Below are 17,944 nucleotides of genomic sequence, written 5' to 3'. Positions count from 1 at the left end.
GAAGGCTCACTGCTCCTCGTCGAAGCGACGACGGAAGCGCTCCTCCATCCGTTCGGAGAACGAGCTGCGGCTGCGTGTGGGCTTGCCGTCTTCCTGCGTCCCCTCGGCGACCTGGTCACCGCGACGCAGCGTCGTCAGGGTGATGAGCACACCGAAGAACATGAGCAAGAAGCCGAAGACGCTCACGACGGGGATCCCGACGATGGCGAGCTTCGACAGGAAGCTCACACCGGCGACGAGCGCCGCCATACCAACGACGAACAACACGATGCCCTGTACACGGCGCCGCTTGGACGGCCGCCGCAACTTGGCGCCTCGTACGGTGGATGCGAACTTCGGGTCTTCGGCGTAGAGCGCGCGCTCAATCTGGTCGAGCAGTCGCTGCTCGTGCTCGGAGAGTGGCATCGTTCCTCCTCCGGCACAGCGGTCGCGGGCGCCGGGTGTTCTCGGTTTCCGCCGAACCCGGCGGACGACCCACCCTGGGGACGTCACCCTCCAGGATACGATCCGCGCGCCCCGGCGACTACCCAGTGGGCCTTCTCATACGGTCGGTTCTGTCACCATCATCCTCCTGGGGCAGTGGTGAGGCCTTCGTGAGGCACTTTCACGGCCCTCGCACCCCGCTTTCACGCCTGAATCGGCGGCGGGATCCGCCCGCGACGACCCGGCCGCACGACCGATCGTCTCGTCTACGCCGGTTCCGAGCAGGCGTGACCGCTGGCTCCCCGTCGCCGTGCCCCGATCGTGGCGCGCGTCGACACCTGCCGGGGTGTCCAGGGCCGGTGATCCCAGCCGTCGGTTCGTTCTTCGGTGGCGGTGACGCCGCCCGGAGCCTCCGGCGACAGAACGTGAGCTTGCCGGGTTGATCGTCTCGATTCGCGGCCGGGCACAGCGCGTTGTAGATGCCAGAGCCAGCCCGCGTATGACCCGGCTCGTCAAGGCCCGCGCAACCACGCCGGAACGCGCCCCACCCGCGCTGGCGACCACCCCGCTGGAACCGGCGCCAGCCCACCCCAGCCGAACCGCGCGCAGCACAATCCCAAGCGCACAACCAGACCAAGCGCACGGCGCGCCCACGCGCATCGCACCACCAAGCGGCACCGCACTGCACAAGCCCAAAAGTGTCAGACCCGCTGACCATGCTGGATTCTGGGGATTCCCAGGCCTTGTGAGGCCGGAGCGCGGAGCCCCCGAATCCGATGCTGGTCAGCGGGTCTGACACTCTCGGTCGATCAGTTGATCGGTTGGGTCGTTGATCAGCAGATCACTTGATCAGGCCGCGATCTTGTAGGCGCGGATGATCGTCACCTCGCCGGTGTTGCCGGCGGCGTCGGTGGTCTTGGCGCGCAACGAAGCGAACTTCGCGCCGTTGGGGTGCTTCACGATCGCCTTGTCGCCGGCGACCGGGACCTGCTGCCAGGTGGCGCCGTCGTCGAAGGAGACCTCGACGGTGACGCGCTTGACCTTCGGTGTGTTCTGCTGCTGTTCGACCTTCAGCGGGACGACGAGGACGCGGCCGTGGGCGGTGTCCTGGTCGTCGAGCCTGGGCAGGAAGCGGACCACCGAGAGCGGCAGGTGCGTCACGTCGGTGGTGTGCTTGGCCTTGAAGGTCCAGGCGCCGCTGACCTTCGTGGACACCTCGGCGGTGCGGCTGTGCTCCATCTCCGCCCGGTAGGAGCCTTCGGCTGCCGGGACGTCGAAGATGGCGCCCGGCTGGGGCTGCTCGCCGAGCTTGGTGCCGTTGTGGAACAGCGTGGTCTTCGCGGTGCCGACGCCGACCCTGCCCTCGCCGCCGTTGTTGTCGGTGAAGAGCGGGACCCTGACGGCGATCTGGTCCTCGAGCCGCGCCAGGCCGAAGCTGGGTGCGGACGGGACGGACGGGCCGAGGACGGCCTTGCCGAACGCCTGCGTGTACTTCCTGCCGCCCTTGAAGGTGCCGGCCGGGGTTTCGGCCGAGTACTCGCTGGCGTTGTCCGGGGCAGTGCGGTCGTAGATCCAGCTCCACTTGCCGCCGGTGGTCGTGACGTAGTCGACTGCCCGGCCGTTGTCGGGCACCGGCGTGAACCAGCCGAAGCCGCCGCTGCCGTCGGACGGGTGGGGCATGGCCGCGACGCCGTGGCGGTAGCCCTCGCCCGCCGGGCGGAAGGTGCTCGTCATCTCGGCGAGCTCGTTCGCCTTGGCCGTGCGTTCGAAACCGGTGGGCATGCCGCGCTCGGTCCACATCAGGCGGTAGCTGACCGGCGTCTTCTCGTCGCGGGGCGTGCCCTGGAACTGCTCGGCCAGCGTCGTGCTGAAGCCCGGTGTGGCCGGACCGAGCTGGGCGGTGAACACGCGGCCTTCCAGGCCGTCGAAGAACAGCCAGCCAGAGCCGTACGGCTGGCCCGCGACCTTGGTGCTGTACGAGATCGTGCCGATGATGCCCTTGGCGGCCGGATCCGGGGTCTTGAGCGCGACCGGCTTGGCCTTGCGCGCGTCGACGGTGATCGCGGTCCTGCCGGTCACCTGGAAGCTTGGCTGCACCAGGAACAGGACCTTGCGGTCCTCCGTGATGACCGCGCTGTCCACGATGTACTCGCCCTTGGGCAGGCGGATGTTCTTCGCCTGGGTCGAGTAGCCCTTACCGGTCTTGGTGTTGATGAACACCGTGCCGTGGTCGGCCGTCGGGTTGCCGTCGAGACCCAGCACCGAGACGCCGACGTCGTAGCTCTCGACCTCGCGGTTGACGCTGATCAGCGTGCGCTGCCCGTTCGACGCGACGACCGCTCCGCTGTAGGCGCCGTCGACCGCGTTCACCTTGGTGTCAGCGGTGATCGTGGCCTTGGCCTCGCCGCCCGCGGGCACGGTGAGCTTCGCCGGTGACACCGCGAACAGACCGGCGGGCGCGGGCTTGCCGTCCGGTCCGGTGACGTCGACGGTCAGGTCGAGCGTGAGCGCGTCCTTGCCGGCGTTGCGGTAGGTGACCTCGCGGACGACCTTCTGGTCGTCGTCGTGCGGCCACTGCTGCACGCCGAAGTTGATGTTGGCGGGCTCGGAGATCACCTGCTGCGCCAGCATCTTCGGCACGTCGACACGACCCGTGCCCTGGTCGAACGGCTTCAGCGCCGGGTTGGCCTTCGCCGACGCCATGATCGTCGCCTTGAGCCGCGTGCCGGTCCAGTCCGGGTGCCGCTGCTTGAGCAGCGCGACGACGCCCGCGACGTGCGGGGTGGCCATCGACGTGCCCGACATCGCGACGTGTCCCTGCGTTCCGGCCTCGGCCGCCACGATGTCGACGCCGGGCGCGGTGACGTCCGGCTTCACCGCACCGTCCGCCGCGGGGCCACGGCTCGAGAACGACGCGATGTCGTCGTTGCGGTCCACCGCGCCGACGGTCAGCGCCGACTCGGCACTGCCGGGCGAGCCGATGGTCTCCGGCCGCCCCGCGTTGCCCGCCGCGATGACGAACAGCGCGCCGGTCTGCGCGGAGATCCGGTTGACGGCCTCCTCGATCGGGTCGATCTCCGGGGTATCACCTCCACCCAGGCTCATGTTGATGACGTGCGCGCCCTGCTCGGCCGCCCACTGCATGCCGCCGAGAATCGCCGACTCGGTGCAGCCACCCGGCTGGCACACCTTGCCGTCGAGGATCTCGGCGTCCGGCGCGACACCGCGGTACTTCTCACCCTTGCTGGCGATCGTCGACGCGACGTGCGTGCCGTGGCCGACCTCGTCGGTGGCGTCCGGCGAGGTCGTGAAGTTCTTCTCCGCGACCTGCCTGCCCTGCAGGTCCGGGTGCTTCTCGTCGACGCCCGTGTCGAGCACGGCGACCTTCACGCCCTTGCCGGTGACGCCGGCCTGCCACGCCTCGGGCGCGCCGATCTGCTTGGTGCTGCGGTCGAGCGTCACCTTGCGGACGCCGTCGAGCCACACCTTCTCGACCGCGCCACCGCGCAGCGACTCCCAGGCGCTGCCCGACTTCTCAGCCGCACCCGTCACCAGATCGGCCACGGACTCCTTGACGCTCAACGCCGCGATGCCCGACCGTGCGCCCGCCGCCGGCCGCACGATCACAGGGACGGTGTTGCGTCGCGCGTCGTCGTAGCCGAACTCCACCAACGACGTCACGTCGAACAGCCGCGGGTCGAGTTTCCCGTTGGCCACCAACCCGACCGCGTCCGCGGGCACGACGTGCTGGCGCCCGTTCTGCGTGTAGGTGCGCACGGCGAGCTTCTCCCGGCCGGGCCCCGGCACGTACCGCACGACCCGGTTGCCCACCAGTTCCACCCGGTCACCGGTGATCAGCGTGACGCTCTGGCCTCGCTCTCCCGATGCCGGTTCTCCCGCGTGTGCGACAGCCGCCGTTGCCGTGGTGACAAGGCCTGCCGACAGTGCGAGCGCGGTGATCCCCCGACGGGCACCTCGCTGTCCTGCTCTCACTGGGTACCTCCAGTGTTCGATGAGGTGATGCCCGAGTGACCGTAGGGACACTCAGCGTCACCGCACCTCCCTCTGGGGGCCGGAGGTGTTGTTACAGAACTCATCCCGCAGACGTACGCGAAAAGACCGATCGACCGGTTGACACCCGCGCTCGTTCAGCCGCTCTGGCGTCACCTCCCATCGTGTTCGCACTGGTCAGAGACTTGATCTCGTTTGGGCCGCCGTGCACGGGCAAGGCCACACCCGCCGGACGGGTTCCGTCAGGGTTCGGCTGGCGCGACGCCGGGGTCGCGCCCTCGGACTTCCGTTGCGGGACAACGCCGTCAGCCGACCTCCACCAGGACACGGGCAGCGGAGTACGGCGTTCCATCACCGCACGCTCCAACTGGCGAACACGCGACTCGCCCAGCAGCTTGCGGGCCAGGGCGGTACCGCGCGCCGAGGCCAGAGCCAGTGCACAAGGCCTGAGCACCGCCCACAGGCAAAGACCTCGCCGGACGAGTCCCGTCAGTGCCCGGATGGCGCGACGCGGGGTCGCGCCATCCGACTTCCGTTGCGAGACAACGCCGTCAGCCAACCCCCACCGGAACACTCGCCGCCGGGACAGCCAACGGGGTCCGGCGCTCCATCACTGCACGCTCCAACTGGCGGGCACGCGATTCGCCCAGGGGCTTGCGGGCCGGGCAGTGCCACGCGCCGAAGCCAGGGCGAGCGTGCGCAGGGCCTGGGCCGCGCACAGGCAAAGCCACCCACCGGACGAGTTCCGGCAGAGCTCAGCTGGTGCGACGCCGGGTCACACCCTCCGGCTTCCGTTGCGCGACAACGCCGTCAGCCGACCCCGCCGGAACACGGGCCGCCGACACGGGCAACGGGGTACGGTGCTCCACCACCGCACGCTCCAGCTGACGGGCACAGAACTCGCCCAGCAGCTTGCGGGCCAGGGCAGTGCCGCCGGGACCACTGCCAGTCCTGTGCGCAGGGCCTTGGCGCCGCGCACGGGCAAGGACATCCGCCAGACGGGCTCCGGCAGAGCTCGGCCGGCGCGACGCCGGGGTCACGCCCTCCGGCTTCCGGTGCAGGACAACGCCGTCAGCCAATCCCCTCCCGGAACACGCGCGCCGGGACAGCCAACGGGGTCCGGCGCTCCATCACCGCACACTTCCCAACTGGCGGGCACGCGATCCGCCCAGGAGCTTGCGGACCAGGGCAGCGCCACGCGCTGAAGCCAGGGCGAGCGTGCGCAGAACCTGAGCGCCGCGCACAGGCAAAGCCACCCACCGGACGAGTTCCGGCAGAGCCCGGCCAACGCGAGGCGGGGTCGCGCCCTCCGACTTCCGTCGCGGGACAACGCCGTCAGCCGACCCCCACCGGAACACGCGCCGCCGGCACGGGCAGCGGGGTGCGGCGCTCCATCACCGCACGCTCCAGCTGACGGGCGCGGGACTCGCCCAGCAGCTTGCGGGCCAGGGCGGTACCGCGCGCCGGGGCCAGGGCCAGTTCTGTGCGCAGGGCCTGGGCGCCTACGAAGTGGCTCACCTCCTCGAGGATGGTTTTGGTGTCCGGGATCGACTTGGTGCGGCGGACGGCGTCGATCGCGGCTCGTTCCAGCGGGGCCGTGTGGAAGCCGCGGCGGATGACCGGCTTCGGCAGGCGGTCGGTGTGCTCCACTCGCAGGGCGCCGTAGCCCATGGCTCTGGAGCGGCGTGGGGCCAGGACGTGGATCGGGCCCAGCAGCGGGATCGCGGACTTCATGCCGTGCAGGCACAGGGCGTCGAAGGCGGTGAGCATGGCGCCTTCGCCCGCGTACATGAGGGCCGCGTGGACCAGCTGGGTGCGGCTGGGGCCCGCTCGGCTCAGGAGCACGATGCCGGGTAGCAGGCGTTGCCAGGGGCCGCCCGGCCGGCAGCGGGACTCCACCAGGGACGACGTCAGTCCTATGTGGAGCAGGGCGGCCGCGGGAGCTACCCGGTGGTCGAAGAGGGTGCCCAGGGCTTCGAGGTCGATGGGGTGGCGCATGGGTCCATGGTGGGGCGGGTGGACCGGGGGTGATCCGGGTGGAGTGGAAGTTGTGGACAACTTCCGGGTTGTGGACAGGTCGCGATCACTCAGGCTTCGGATCGAACTCGGCTGTCCTTTCCGGACTGTTGCCGAGGAGGGAGGCTGGGCGGACCGCCAGCGAGCCGAAGCGGGAACGGGCCTGGTCAGCGGCTTGCTCGGCTTCGCGCCAGCCGCGTTCCGGGGCGTCGAAGATCAGTTGCTGGGCGGAGTCGGCGTTGTCAAGGCCCTCTATTCGGACGCCGATCAGGCGGACCGCGCCGGGCGGCACCTGGGTGTCCAGGAGGTCGGCCGCGGTGCGGTAGATCTCCTGGGTCACGTCGGTGGCGACGGGCAGCGTCCGTGAGCGGGTGATCGTCGTGAAGTCCGAGAAGCGGACCTTGATGGACACCGTTCGACCGTGCAAACCCTTGGCGCGCAACGAACCCGCGGACCGCTCGGACAGACGGAGCAACTCGCGGCGAAGCAACTCGCGGTCGTAGTGGTCGACCTCGAAGGTCTCCTCGGCGCCGATCGACTTCTCGCGCGACACGGGCACCACCGCGCGGTCGTCGACACCGGCGGCGAGAGCGAACAAGTGCTCCGCGAGAGCGACACCGATCATGCGACGCAGCCGGGGCAGCGGTGTCGCGGCGACGTCGGCGACGGTCTCCAAGCCCAGTTCTTCAAGGCGCGCAGCGGTTTTCTGTCCCACGCCCCACAGCGCGGACACCGGCAACGGGTGCAGGAAGTCCAGAGCGGCAGTAGAAGGCACGACCATCATGCCGTCGGGCTTGCACATGCCAGAAGCGAGCTTCGCGAGGAACTTCGTCGACGCCACGCCCACCGAGCACGTGACCGAATACTCGGCGAACACCCGAGACCTGATCAGCTCCCCCACACCGCCGGGCGTGAGGCCCAGGCGGCGAAGCGCACCACCCACGTCGAGGAACGCCTCGTCGAGCGACAGCGGCTCCACCAGCGGCGTGATGTCGCGGAAGATCGCCATGACCCCGCGCGAAACCTCCTGGTAGAGGTCGAACTGCGGCGGCAGGTACACGGCGTGGGGCGCCAGGCGGCGAGCGTGTGCCGTCGGCATCGCCGAGCGGACGCCGTACTCGCGAGCCAGGTAGTTGGCGGAACAGACGACACCGCGGCCGCCGACCCCTCCGACCACGACGGGCACCGAAGCGAGCTCAGGGCGTTCGCGGATCTCCACAGACGCGTAGAAGGCGTCCATGTCGACGTGCAGCATCCGGCAGCCCGTGTCATCGGGCCAGACGCCATCACGAGCACGGAACCGATCGCGCAGGCCGCGCGGCAGGTTCGCACTGCGACCCATGAACACCCCTCTCGAACGTGAGTTCGAAATGGATCCTACAGTTTGTACACACGCGCTGCGTTCTCCGACGCGATGAGTCGCGCGATCCGGTGCGCGTCCTCCTCGAGGAACGCGTCACGGCGAAGCCCGTCGGCCAGGAAGTCGGACAACGCGCGACGGAACATCAACGCGCCGAGGTAGTACAACTCAGGCAGAGCGAACGCGTCCGACGAGAACAGGAACTTGCCGTACGGCACGATCTCCAGCGCCTCGGCGAGCACGCGCGACGCCTGGTGCCCCAACCCGTGCGTCGCCAGCCCGAGGTCGCAGAACACGTGCGGGAACACCTGTGTGAGGTACCCGGCCTGCCGGTGGAACGGGTAGTTGTGCAGCAACAAGATCGGCACACCAAGAGAAGCCGTCGCGCGCAGGAACGGCGTCAGCAACGACGGATCGCAACGGTGCAGGTCGATGTCCGAGTCGCCGTAGCCCACGTGGAACTGCAACGGCAGCCCAGCGTCCAACGCCTCCCACGCCAGCCATGAGATGACCACAGGATCCTTCACCGGCCCGGGGCTGCGTGCCTGCATCGCCACCAGCACGTCCCGCTCCGTCGGCCGCTCGCCGCTCAACGCCAGCCCCACCCGGTACGCCGCGATCGACTTCGCCCCCACCGCGGACGACGACCGCAGCCGTTGGCGGAACTGATCCAGGAACTCGTTCGCCGTCGCGGTGCCGGACAACTCATCGGCGAGGTGCTCCAGCCGCACGATCTCGTGCGAGTCGGCCCCCGCGAGCGAGCCGAGCTCCGGCGCCGACAGCAACCGCTCGGCCTGGAACCCGCCGTCCACCAGGAACGTGTGGATCCCGGACGCCATCAGGAACGTCCGCGACACCTCGGTGATGTGCAGCGAATTCCTCCGTTCGAGGTACTCGTCCGCGGACGCGTGGCGAGGCAGGTCCAGCAGCGGAGCACACCACCGCCGCACCGCGAAGCCGATGGCCGAGTCGAAGAAGGACCCACCCAACGGCGAGACAGAGTCAGCCTCCAACAGCAGCGACTCGAACTCCTCACGCGTGCTGTCCACGCGCAACACACCGTGGCAGTGGTGATCTATCAGCCCGAGTTCGGCGACGAACGGCAAGATGCCCATAACCTTAGGATCGTGGACTCTGCGGAGCGGGACCAGCGGTTCGACCGCGCGACGGAACTCTTCGACGGGCTGAACGCCAGGGAAGTGCGCGTGGTCGCACTCACCTGGGTGGACAACAGCGGCATCACACGCACCAAGTCCGTGCCTCTGCGCAAGCTGGCCCACGCAGCAGCTCACGGCGTCGGCGCGTCACCGGTGTTCGACGTCTTCCTGTTCGACGACTGGATCATCCAGGGCCGGTTCGCCGGCGGTCCCGTGGGCGACCTGCGCCTGCACCCCGACCTCGACCGCCTCACCGTGCTCGCGGGCCAGCCGGGCTGGGCCTGGGCACCCGCCGACCGCCACTTCCAGAGCGGCGTCCCCTACCCGATGGACCAGCGTCTCCAGGCGCGCAAGGCCGAGCAGTCGCTCGCCGAGCGCGGCTTCACCGCCAAAGCGGGTTTCGAGATCGAGTGGTGCGTCGGCAAGGCGGACACCGACGACTGGGTCCCCGCCACGAGCGGCGCGGCCTATGGCCACGCACGGCAGGTAGAGCTGTCCGACTACTGCGTGGACGTCCTCAACGCTCTCGACCAGCAGGACGTCGAGGTCCTCCAGTTCCACCCCGAGTACGCCGCGAGCCAGTTCGAGGTCTCCACGGCACCCGAAGGCCCGGTCGCAGCAGCAGACACCGCAGTGCTCGTGAGGGAAACCATCCGCGCCATCACGATCCGCCACGGCCTGCGGCCGTCGTTCTCCCCCAAGGTGATCAACGGTGGCGTCGGCAACGGCGGCCACCTGCACATCAGCCTCTGGCGCGACGGCACGAACCTCTTCGACGGCTTCCACGACGAGGCCAGGCAGTTCAGCGCGGGCGTCCTCAACCACATCCGCGCGTTGTGCGCCATCGGCTGTCCCTCTCTCGCGAGCTACCTCAGGCTCGTGCCGCAAACGTGGTCAGCACCGTTCGCGGCGTGGGGCGAGGAGAACCGCGAAACGGCACTGCGCCTCATCCGGGACAACCTCGAAGTCAAGTGCTTCGACCTGACGGCGAACCCGTACCTCCTCGTCGCGAGCGTCGTCGCGGCCGGCCTCGACGGCATCGCGACGCAGGCCACGCTTCCCGAGGGCCTCAACGTCGATCCGGCGCTGCTGGGCGACGTCCCGCGGCTGCCCACGTCGCTCAGGGAAGCCGTCGAGGAGTTCGAGAAGGACGCCGTGCTCACCGAAGCGTTCGGCAAGGAGCTCGCGGGCACGATCGCCGACGTGCGGCGCGGTGAGATGGAGCGCTACAAGGACGCCAGCCCGCAGGGCATCGCCAACGTCACTCGCTGGCGCCACTGATCTCCTTGCGCAGGCGCGCCAACGCCCGGTGCTGAGCCACTCGCACCGCGCCGGGCGTGGAGCCGACCGCTTCTGCCGTCTCCTCCGCGGACAGTCCCACCACCACACGCAGCACCACGATCTCGCGCTGCTTCTCGGGCAACACGCGCAGAAGAGCAGCCATGTGCTCGGACAGCTCCCCCTGCATCGCCCGTTGCTCCGGCCCGGCGTCGGTGTCGGTCGACTCCGGCACCTCGGCCACGGCCTCCGCACGGTTCCTCGTGTGGCTCCGGTACGAATCAGCGACCTTGTGCGCCGCGATGCCGTACACGAAAGCCAAGAACGGCCGTCCCTGATCTCGATACGACGGCAACGAGGTCAACACGGCGAGGCACACGTCCTGCGCAACGTCATCCGCTGACGCGAACGATCCAACGCGCGCACGGCAGTACCGGACCACCAACGGCCTGATGGTGCCGAGCAGCCTGTTGATGGCAGCACGATCCCCCGCCACGGCGCGCGCGACGTGGTCGTCAGCCGCCTCGGGCTTGTTCGAGTAGTACGACGGCGCAGGCGGATCCACCGGCTCCTGACCACCGACGCTCGCGGTCCGCTCGACCAACGCGTCGAGCGTCTCCTTCCCGACGCTGACCGAGCCGCCCACGGAGGACCGCTCAACGGCGCCCGCGGGAACCTTGCGATGCAGACCGGGTGTGAACTCCACGCAGATCACCGATCCTCGTCTGAGCGCTGACGTGCGGCGAGCCGGGCACGCCGGATCCGCCCTTCGACAGCACGTGGGGTGAGACGCGTGAGCTCCGCGATCTCCGCGTGCGAGTAGCCCTGCTCGTGCAGGATCAGCAACTTGCGGCTGTCCTCGCTCAACGCCTGGAACGCCGCATCGGCCGCCTGTTGCTCCACCACCGCTTCCTCCGGGGTCCCCTCGGTCACGACCTGTTCGAGAGAGGCGAAGGAGTCCAGCAGGTCCACGTTCCGCCAGCCGCTCATCCGCGTCTGCCAGCGCCGGTAGACGTTCGGGAACGCCAGCACGCAGGCGTTGACGAAGTACTCGGCCAGCGGCTGGCCGTGCTCGACCGACCACTGCTTGCCGAGCAGCCCGCGATCGCAGAAGTAGATGAACCCCTCGAAGACCGCGTCGCTCGCCAGTTCCTCGGCTTCCTGCGGCGAAATGGCCTGCTGCTGCAGGTACCGGCCGTGGCGGCCACAGCGGGAGAACATCGCCCCCGACCGCACGAGCTTTGTAACGATCGCGAGCCCGTACCCGAGAAGCTGGCGGTGGAACTGGTCCCAGCGCGGTCCTGTCAGTCCTGACTCGCGGAAGTGCTGCACCAGCACCCCGTCGTAGCGCAGCCGTTCGGCCGACTGCGCCGCGTCAGAACTCCTCATGCCCTTAGGTATGTCGTTTGGATGCATTCACCCCACGCGCCCAACCGGGATTCACCCGATCGGCACACTGGCGGCGGCTATTTCCTTGCGCAGCCGCCCGAGCGCACGGTGCTGAGCGACGCGAACGGCGCCCGGCGTGGACCCCACAGCTTCAGCGGTCTCCTCAGCGGAGAGCCCCACCACCACTCGCAGCACGAGGATCTCGCGCTGCTTCTCCGGCAGCATCCGCAGCAAGTCGCCCATGGTCCCGTTCAGCTCGACCTGGAGGGCCCAGTCCTCCGGCCCGGTGCCCCGCGAAGGCTGGTCGGGCACCTCCGCCATCGGCTCCGCACGGTTACGAGCCAGGGCCCGGTGCGCGTCGGCAACCTTGTGCGCCGCGATGCCGTAGACGAACGCCAGGAAGGGCCTGCCCTGCTCCTTGTAGTTCGGCAGCGCTGTCAGCACGGCCAGACACACGTCCTGCGCGACGTCGTCCGCGGTTGTCGCGGAACGCCCCACACGCGCGCGACAGTACTTCACCACCAGCGGGCGCAGGTAGCGAAGCACCTGGTCAATGGCCCTGCGATCGCCATGCACGGCCAGGTTGACCAGTTCTGCGGATAAAGCCGAACTCTCCATTCGAAGCGTCCCCTCGTCGACGTCCCGGAGAGGAGACGTGCGACATGTCACTCCTTATGCGGAAAGTAGGGAGAAACTTCAAACGTCACCCGTTCGTACCAATCATCAGCGGTTGGCAATAGACGTGGAGCGACCACTCCAGGTAACCGAACCCCGCGCGTTCCGCCAACTCGGTGATTTCGTCACAGGTAACCGCCCAATACCGTGTCTTACTCACCACAACGCGCCACGACTCGGCCTCGTTCAGCTGGAACATCTCCTGCTCGTACTGGTCGCCGTCCCAGTGCCAGAGCTGGAACCACACCGTGCGACCAGGCCCGACGGACGGCGGCGTCGACACCGGACGTTCGCGCCGGATCGTGTCGTAGTCGCGCGTCGAGAGGATGAGCCGGCCGCCGGGTCGCAGCACACGGCGCATCTCGCGCAACCCCGCGAGCACGTCGTCCGAGGTCAACAGGTGCGGCAACGCGTTGTCCGCGGCGAGCACGACGTCGAACGAGGCATCGGCGAAGGGCAACGAACGCATGTCCGCGGCCAACGAAGGCAACGCCTGAGTACCGATGCCGCACGCGCAGTCCAGAACGCGCGCGCCGGCTGGAACGAACTCCGAGAGCTGCGACGCCTGCCGGGCCATCGACGCGTCCCAGTCCGGGAATTCCAACGCCCAAAGCCGGGACTGATCCCGTGTTCATCTGAACACAGGAAGTCATGATCGGGAGGCTAGCAGTAACAGCGGGCGATCACATAACACGGGATGCGTCACGCGTCCCGCAGCGTCTCAACCATCCCCGGTCGAACTCACCGTCGCCGCACCGTTCGGCTGCGGATTCCAGACTGGTGCCGGCGCGGTGCTCACCGTGCTACGTCCCGACGAGTCGTCCACTGTGGTCATTTACGGCGCGGGGTCGGTTGGCCTGGCCGGGCTGCTTGCCGCACGGTCGGCCGGTGCGACCGTGGTGGCGGTCGACGTGTCGCCTCGGCGCCGGGATCTCGCATTGCGGCTCGGTGCCGCCCACGTGCTTGACCCTGCCGGTATCAATGTCGCGGGTGCAATCGCCGATCTCACCGCGGGCGGCAGCACGCACGCACTGGACACCACGGGACTGCCCGCGATCATCGATGCCGCGGTCAAGGCCCTCGCGTCGAACGGCATCGCGGTCGTCGTCGGCCTGGGGCCCGCGCAGCTGCAGTTGGATGTGCTCGACCTGCTGTACGGCGGAAAGACGTTGCGCGGGTGTCAGACCCTGACGTTCGTGTCCGGCCTGGTCCGCGCTCACCGCAGGCGGCTCGGGTCGGTGTGGCGCAAGCTCAATCCAGGACAGCAGGCACTGCTGGTGCTGGTGTACCTGCGCAAAGGCGAGACGTTCGCCGACCTCGGCTCCGGATTCGCGGTCTCTGCCACGACCTGCTGGCGCTACGTCAACGAGACCGTTGAACTGCTGGCTCAGCGGTCCCCGAAACTACGGGAGGCACTGCGTAGGGCGAAGCGGCAGGGCCTGGCCTACGTGGTGATCGACGGCACGCTGATCCCGATCGACCGGATCGCCGCCGACCGCCCCTTCTACTCCGGCAAACACAAGATGCACGGGGTGAACCTGCAGGTGATCGGGTCCCCGGACGGCACGATCCTGTGGGTGTCCGGTGACCTGCCGGGCAGTGCCCACGACACCGCCGCGGCCCGGATCTGGAACATCCTCGCCGCCCTGCGTGACGCCGGGCTCATCGCCTTGGGAGACAAGGGCTACCACGGCCACGACCCAACCGGACGACACATGATCACCCCCTACAAGGGCCGCAACAAGCCAGAGTCACAGAAGGACGCCAACCGCGCTCACGCCCGCCTGCGCGGCCCTGGCGAACGTGCCAACGCCCAGCTCAAGACCTGGCGCATCCTGCGCAAACTCCGCTGCTGCCCCCGCCGCGCCGGCCGACTCGCCAAAGACATCCACGTCCTACAGAACTACGAGCTCGCCGCAGGATGAAAAACGCTCACTGCGAACGCATCATCGGCGCTATCCGGCGCGAGGTACTCGACCACATCCTCATCATGGGCGAAGCCCATGCGCGTCAAGTCCTCACGGCCTACCAAGGCCACTATAACAAGCACCGGCCTTACCGGGCCCGCGGCCAGCTACCACCCGAGGCTCAAGAACAACCCGCCGCCGTGCACGACCTCAGGACCCGGAGGCTGCTACGCACCCGGATCCTCGGCGGACTCATCGACGAGTATGGAAATGCCGCGTGACGTGCAGCGCTGACTTTTCGAGCGGCACAGGCTTTGGCGATGTGGCCGATCTTGCGTGGGTTGGTGGTGAAATGCCGCAGGGCACGCCAGCGTGGTGTGGGGGTTTATCGGCCACCCGATTCAGGGGATCTTGCGGCTCCCGGTCAGCGCGTCCGAGAGTGCGCTGAGGCGATGACCACCGCGGCGGCGACGGTCACCAGGTTCTTCAGGATGTATTGGGCTTCGAACGACGCTGCAGCGGGCCGGCCCACATCTCGCTGGGGAAGAGCACCAACGGTGTCGACACCAGCACGGCGTGCCCGATCAACAGGACCGCGCACGACCTGGGTACGCGGAAGCTCAGCAATACCAATGCGATCGTTATGTCGGTGATCGCCGCACTCAGGCTCGCCAATTCCCCGTGGATGATCCCGAACGTCAGCGCGGACACCGTGCGTTCGACGAGATCTTGGGCGGGGCTGCCGCCGGAAAGAGTTTCAGTACGCCGAACCAGAGGTAAACGACCCCCAGTCCGATGCGCAGCAGCGGAATTCCGGACTCACCCGCGAACCGAGCGATGCGCTCTTCCGCGCTTTGCCTTCGTGTTATTTCGGGACGCACATCGACCTCCCTCTCTTGTCTGGCTGTCGCCACAGGGCCACTGCCGCGTCGTCGTCAGACCCGCGATACGCCATACCGTTCGTGATTTCCCTTTCGCTCCTGGACCTTCTCGCGGGGTGCTGCTGGGTGGAGGGCTCCCGTTGTCAGTGTGGGTGCTCTCTACCCGGTAGACGCTCCAGCGGGCCCCGGTACGCACACCAACTTTGTTTTGGTCACGTATTCACCCGTTGGACGCAACAGTCGTCGTCAATGTTGTCACGGGTCAGTTTTCACCCATCCGTGTATTCGCTGCCGGTTCTTCCTCATACCGCTCTGGGCCGGACGGGCTATGTCGGTACTTCGCAGGTCACGCCGACGCGGCCCAGGGCGATGCAGTGGTGTCGGGCCACCCTGAACCACAGGCCACATTCCGAAACCGGCAGCGTCACGGCCGGGATCGTGCGTGATGCCGGAGAGGACGCGATGGACGCCGGTGATCTCGTACGTGCGGTAGATCGGGTGGTGCGGCGCTGCCAGCGTGCGGGGCTATCGCCCGCCGAGGCCGAGGACTGCGTGCATGAGGCCCTGCTGGCCATGCTGACCCGCTATCCGGAGCAAGTCGGTGACTGCGACGATGCGCCGATAGAACAGGTCGAGGCGTGGCTGGGCGTGACCGCCCACCGCAAGCTGGTCGACCACCTGCGGCGCTCGCAGCGGGAACGGAACGCCCTGGCCCGGCTGCACGCAGCGGCGCCGCCGGCGCCTGACCCGAGCGAAGTGGTGGCCGAGCAGGCGCTGGCCATCTGGCTGATCAAGGCGCTGCGCGAGCTGCCCGCCACCACCCAGCAGGTGTGCCGGTTGGTGGCCGAGGGCGTCAGCACCGAGGAGACCGCCGCCCGGCTGGGGCTGACCTGCCGCTCAGTGCAATCCCACCTGACCCGCGCTCGCCGCCTGCTGCGGCATCTGGCCGCCGGCGCCGCGGCCGCCCTGGCCTGCGCCGCGCTGCGCCTGACCCGCCACACCACGACCGCGGTCGCGGCCACCGCCCCCACCGCGGTCACCGCGGCGGCCATGATCGGCGTAACCCTCCTGCCCCACCACACACCGGTCCAGCATGTCACCGCCCAAGCCTCACCTCCGCCGGCCAGCTCCGCCCCGCCTCAGACGCAGCGTGCCGGCCTCACCACCGGACGCGAGCTCGCCAATACCCGGTACGGGTCGATCGACGCCCCTGCGGCCACGATGGACGCGGCCGAGCTCGACACCAGCGCACCATCCACCCCCACAGGTTCAGCGCAAACCGGAAAGTCCTGCCCACGAGACCCATGCGCTGATCACCCGCTACCCCCAGGAGGTCACACCACCATCACCACTGGCTGCGGAATGACGAGCACGGTCGGGAACCTTGTGACGCAGTGCGGCAACGGGAGCGGCGTACCTGCTCACGCTGCCCCTTCCGCGCAGCCGGGCGCGACGCCGATCACTGCGCCTCCGCTGAACACGAGAACCACAAGACCAACGACCCCGATGCCAACCTCGGCGACAACGCCATCCTCCCGAACCCACCCGGACCTTCCCGCGACCGGATCGACGCGGGGTCACCTCCGCGCCACTGAACCTGAACGGACCTGTGCCTGCAGTTCGCCGCGAACTGGGCGCATGTCCACGGGCAGGGCTGGACCGAGCGGGTCACCGGCTGGTTCGCCGGGCAGAAGCTCGATGCCTGGGTGACCCGGCACAATGTGTCCCTGCCGGAGTCCCATGTGGACTTCTGGCTGGCCGACGGCGGCGACGCGGCCCCCGCAAACGGGAGAAGTGGTTGCGGTTCTCCGAGGTCCACCACGCAGAACTCGGGCCGCAGCGAGCCTGTGCCACTCGAAGAGTCATCGCTGTACGTCACGCGGCACATCTGTACTCGTTGATGACTCCGCTGAGGATCCGGGCGCGCAGCAGTCGCGCAGCAGTCGGAGGGTATCGAGGTCATGCACCGCGGCGGAGGGCTCTACGGCATTGGGTGGTCGCGTGACTGGTGGGGTCGATGCTCGTTGTAGTGCGTCTGGTAGGTGGCAAGGACTTGACGTGCGTGGGCTTGTCCTGTGGTCGAGGGCCTCGCGCCGGATGCTGCCGATGATGCGTTCGCAGTGGGCGTTCATCCGGGGCGTCTGTGTGGCACTCTTGATCACGCGCAGGTCCTCGGTCTGGAACACGATGTCGAACGCCGTGCTGTATTGCTGTATTTGCTGTCGCGGTCGCGTAGCAGGAAGCGCAGGGACTCCATACGCGGTTCGGGGTCGGCAGTGAGGTTCCTCGTCTGCTGTGCCGTCCAGTCCTGTGTCGGGCAGGGTGGTGGCGCTGGTGATGTGCAGGCGTCTGGCGTCGTGTTCGAGGAAGGCCAGCGCGTACAGGCGTGTGCCGGGTGCGGTGTCGATGTGGAAGAAGTCTGTCGCGATGATGCCCTCTGCTTGAGCGGTGAGGAACTCGCGCCACGTGGGCCGCAGCGACGTGGTGCCGGGTCGATGCCTGCCGTGTGCAAGATCTTCCAGACCGTTGAGGCGGCGATCTGCTGGCCGAGCCGGGCCAGCTCGCCTTGGATCCGCCGATGTCCCCACTGCGGGTTCTCTGCTGCGAGCCGCAGTACGAGCGCGTTGATCGCTGCTCGGGTGGATGGGCGTCGCGCAGTGTAGTTCCACTTCCAGGTGATGAACCTGCGATGCCAGCCCAGCACCGGGGCGGGGATGACCTGTTCCGTGCCGGGTTTGATGGAGACCATCAAGCCTGGATGATGAGGAGCAATGGCCCCACCGAAGAAGTACCCAGATGAGCTGCGTGAGCGGGCGACCCGGATGGTCGTGGAGGCCCGCCGGGACC

Annotated in this window: 14 protein-coding genes and 2 pseudogenes; 5 read left to right on the top strand and 11 right to left on the bottom strand. The window is 68.4% G+C overall.

Annotation, left to right across the window (positions count from 1 at the left end; all coding sequences use genetic code 11):
• Positions 1 to 6 precede the first annotated feature (6 nt).
• The 5 genes from ABFX45_RS36775 to ABFX45_RS36755 form a co-directional block, all read right to left on the bottom strand.
• Positions 7 to 405 (bottom strand): DUF3040 domain-containing protein, encoded by a 399-nt coding sequence (locus ABFX45_RS36775; protein WP_109633661.1) that lies wholly within the window; start codon positions 403 to 405, stop codon positions 7 to 9.
• Positions 406 to 1,272: 867 nt separating this feature from the next.
• Complete coding sequence (locus tag ABFX45_RS36770) at positions 1,273 to 4,416, bottom strand: S8 family serine peptidase (RefSeq protein ID WP_346135174.1); 3,144 nt, start codon at positions 4,414 to 4,416, stop codon at positions 1,273 to 1,275.
• 1,353 nt (positions 4,417 to 5,769) lie between these two features.
• Positions 5,770 to 6,432, bottom strand: a complete 663-nt coding sequence (locus ABFX45_RS36765) for a hypothetical protein (protein ID WP_346135172.1) — start codon at positions 6,430 to 6,432, stop codon at positions 5,770 to 5,772.
• Between the two features lie 85 nt (positions 6,433 to 6,517).
• Complete coding sequence (locus ABFX45_RS36760) at positions 6,518 to 7,792, bottom strand: DNA polymerase IV (RefSeq protein ID WP_109635128.1); 1,275 nt, start codon at positions 7,790 to 7,792, stop codon at positions 6,518 to 6,520.
• A 35-nt stretch (positions 7,793 to 7,827) separates the two neighbouring features.
• On the bottom strand, positions 7,828 to 8,925 hold the full coding sequence (locus tag ABFX45_RS36755; protein WP_346135170.1) for an amidohydrolase family protein: 1,098 nt from the start codon (positions 8,923 to 8,925) through the stop codon (positions 7,828 to 7,830).
• Positions 8,926 to 8,937: 12 nt separating this feature from the next.
• On the opposite strand from ABFX45_RS36755, the gene ABFX45_RS36750 reads away from it, so the two are divergent.
• Positions 8,938 to 10,248 (top strand): type I glutamate--ammonia ligase, encoded by a 1,311-nt coding sequence (locus ABFX45_RS36750; protein ID WP_109633670.1) that lies wholly within the window; start codon positions 8,938 to 8,940, stop codon positions 10,246 to 10,248.
• Here the strand turns inward: ABFX45_RS36750 and ABFX45_RS36745 are convergent.
• The 4 genes from ABFX45_RS36745 to ABFX45_RS36730 form a co-directional block, all read right to left on the bottom strand.
• Entirely contained in the window at positions 10,229 to 10,810 is a 582-nt protein-coding gene (locus ABFX45_RS36745) for a sigma-70 family RNA polymerase sigma factor (protein ID WP_109635130.1), read from the bottom strand. The genes ABFX45_RS36750 and ABFX45_RS36745 overlap by 20 nt on opposite strands.
• 146 nt (positions 10,811 to 10,956) lie before the next feature.
• The gene (locus tag ABFX45_RS36740; RefSeq protein WP_170154805.1) at positions 10,957 to 11,634 is read right to left on the bottom strand and encodes a sigma factor-like helix-turn-helix DNA-binding protein; all 678 of its coding nucleotides are present in this window, start codon (positions 11,632 to 11,634) and stop codon (positions 10,957 to 10,959) included.
• 51 nt (positions 11,635 to 11,685) lie between these two features.
• The gene (locus tag ABFX45_RS36735) at positions 11,686 to 12,252 is read right to left on the bottom strand and encodes a sigma-70 family RNA polymerase sigma factor (RefSeq protein WP_109633675.1); all 567 of its coding nucleotides are present in this window, start codon (positions 12,250 to 12,252) and stop codon (positions 11,686 to 11,688) included.
• A gap of 85 nt (positions 12,253 to 12,337) precedes the next feature.
• Entirely contained in the window at positions 12,338 to 12,913 is a 576-nt protein-coding gene (locus ABFX45_RS36730) for a class I SAM-dependent methyltransferase (protein WP_346135167.1), read from the bottom strand.
• Between the two features lie 187 nt (positions 12,914 to 13,100).
• Here ABFX45_RS36730 and ABFX45_RS36725 point away from each other — a divergent pair.
• The 3 genes and pseudogenes from ABFX45_RS36725 to ABFX45_RS36715 all read left to right on the top strand — a co-directional run.
• Positions 13,101 to 13,484: pseudogene (locus ABFX45_RS36725) on the top strand (zinc-binding dehydrogenase); the annotation flags it as partial.
• On the top strand, positions 13,458 to 14,234 hold the full coding sequence (locus ABFX45_RS36720; RefSeq protein ID WP_346135267.1) for a transposase family protein: 777 nt from the start codon (positions 13,458 to 13,460) through the stop codon (positions 14,232 to 14,234). The pseudogene ABFX45_RS36725 and the gene ABFX45_RS36720, both read left to right, overlap by 27 nt.
• Positions 14,231 to 14,497: an integrase core domain-containing protein gene (locus tag ABFX45_RS36715; protein WP_346135165.1), complete on the top strand. Its 267-nt coding sequence runs from the start codon at positions 14,231 to 14,233 to the stop codon at positions 14,495 to 14,497. The genes ABFX45_RS36720 and ABFX45_RS36715 overlap by 4 nt, the downstream gene beginning before the upstream one ends.
• A 205-nt stretch (positions 14,498 to 14,702) precedes the next feature.
• On the opposite strand, the gene ABFX45_RS36710 is transcribed toward ABFX45_RS36715, so the two are convergent.
• Complete coding sequence (locus ABFX45_RS36710; RefSeq protein ID WP_346135162.1) at positions 14,703 to 14,927, bottom strand: hypothetical protein; 225 nt, start codon at positions 14,925 to 14,927, stop codon at positions 14,703 to 14,705.
• Positions 14,928 to 15,346: 419 nt separating this feature from the next.
• Between ABFX45_RS36710 and ABFX45_RS36705 the strand changes: the two genes are divergently transcribed.
• Entirely contained in the window at positions 15,347 to 16,807 is a 1,461-nt protein-coding gene (locus ABFX45_RS36705; protein ID WP_346135160.1) for a sigma-70 family RNA polymerase sigma factor, read from the top strand.
• A 271-nt stretch (positions 16,808 to 17,078) separates the two neighbouring features.
• Here the strand turns inward: ABFX45_RS36705 and ABFX45_RS46630 are convergent.
• A pseudogene (locus ABFX45_RS46630) lies at positions 17,079 to 17,135 on the bottom strand (hypothetical protein); the annotation flags it as partial.
• Positions 17,136 to 17,944: the final 809 nt, after the last annotated feature.

Source organism: Lentzea roselyniae (genome assembly GCF_039537795.1).
In the GTDB taxonomy this organism is placed as follows: Bacteria; Actinomycetota; Actinomycetes; order Mycobacteriales; family Pseudonocardiaceae; genus Lentzea; species Lentzea atacamensis.
This window is presented reverse-complemented; position numbering and strand designations above follow the sequence as displayed.

What these genes read in the sequence shown, in the direction of transcription:
- ABFX45_RS36705 (WP_346135160.1), top strand. Translation starts at nt 15,347, where the DNA reads ATGTTGTCACGGGTCAGTTTTCACCCATCCGTGTATTCGCTGCCGGTT.
- ABFX45_RS36735 (WP_109633675.1), bottom strand. Translation starts at nt 12,252, where the DNA reads ATGGAGAGTTCGGCTTTATCCGCAGAACTGGTCAACCTGGCCGTGCAT.
- ABFX45_RS36715 (WP_346135165.1), top strand. Translation starts at nt 14,231, where the DNA reads ATGAAAAACGCTCACTGCGAACGCATCATCGGCGCTATCCGGCGCGAG.
- ABFX45_RS36765 (WP_346135172.1), bottom strand. Translation starts at nt 6,432, where the DNA reads ATGCGCCACCCCATCGACCTCGAAGCCCTGGGCACCCTCTTCGACCAC.
- ABFX45_RS36755 (WP_346135170.1), bottom strand. Translation starts at nt 8,925, where the DNA reads ATGGGCATCTTGCCGTTCGTCGCCGAACTCGGGCTGATAGATCACCAC.
- ABFX45_RS36740 (WP_170154805.1), bottom strand. Translation starts at nt 11,634, where the DNA reads ATGAGGAGTTCTGACGCGGCGCAGTCGGCCGAACGGCTGCGCTACGAC.
- ABFX45_RS36760 (WP_109635128.1), bottom strand. Translation starts at nt 7,792, where the DNA reads ATGGGTCGCAGTGCGAACCTGCCGCGCGGCCTGCGCGATCGGTTCCGT.
- ABFX45_RS36775 (WP_109633661.1), bottom strand. Translation starts at nt 405, where the DNA reads ATGCCACTCTCCGAGCACGAGCAGCGACTGCTCGACCAGATTGAGCGC.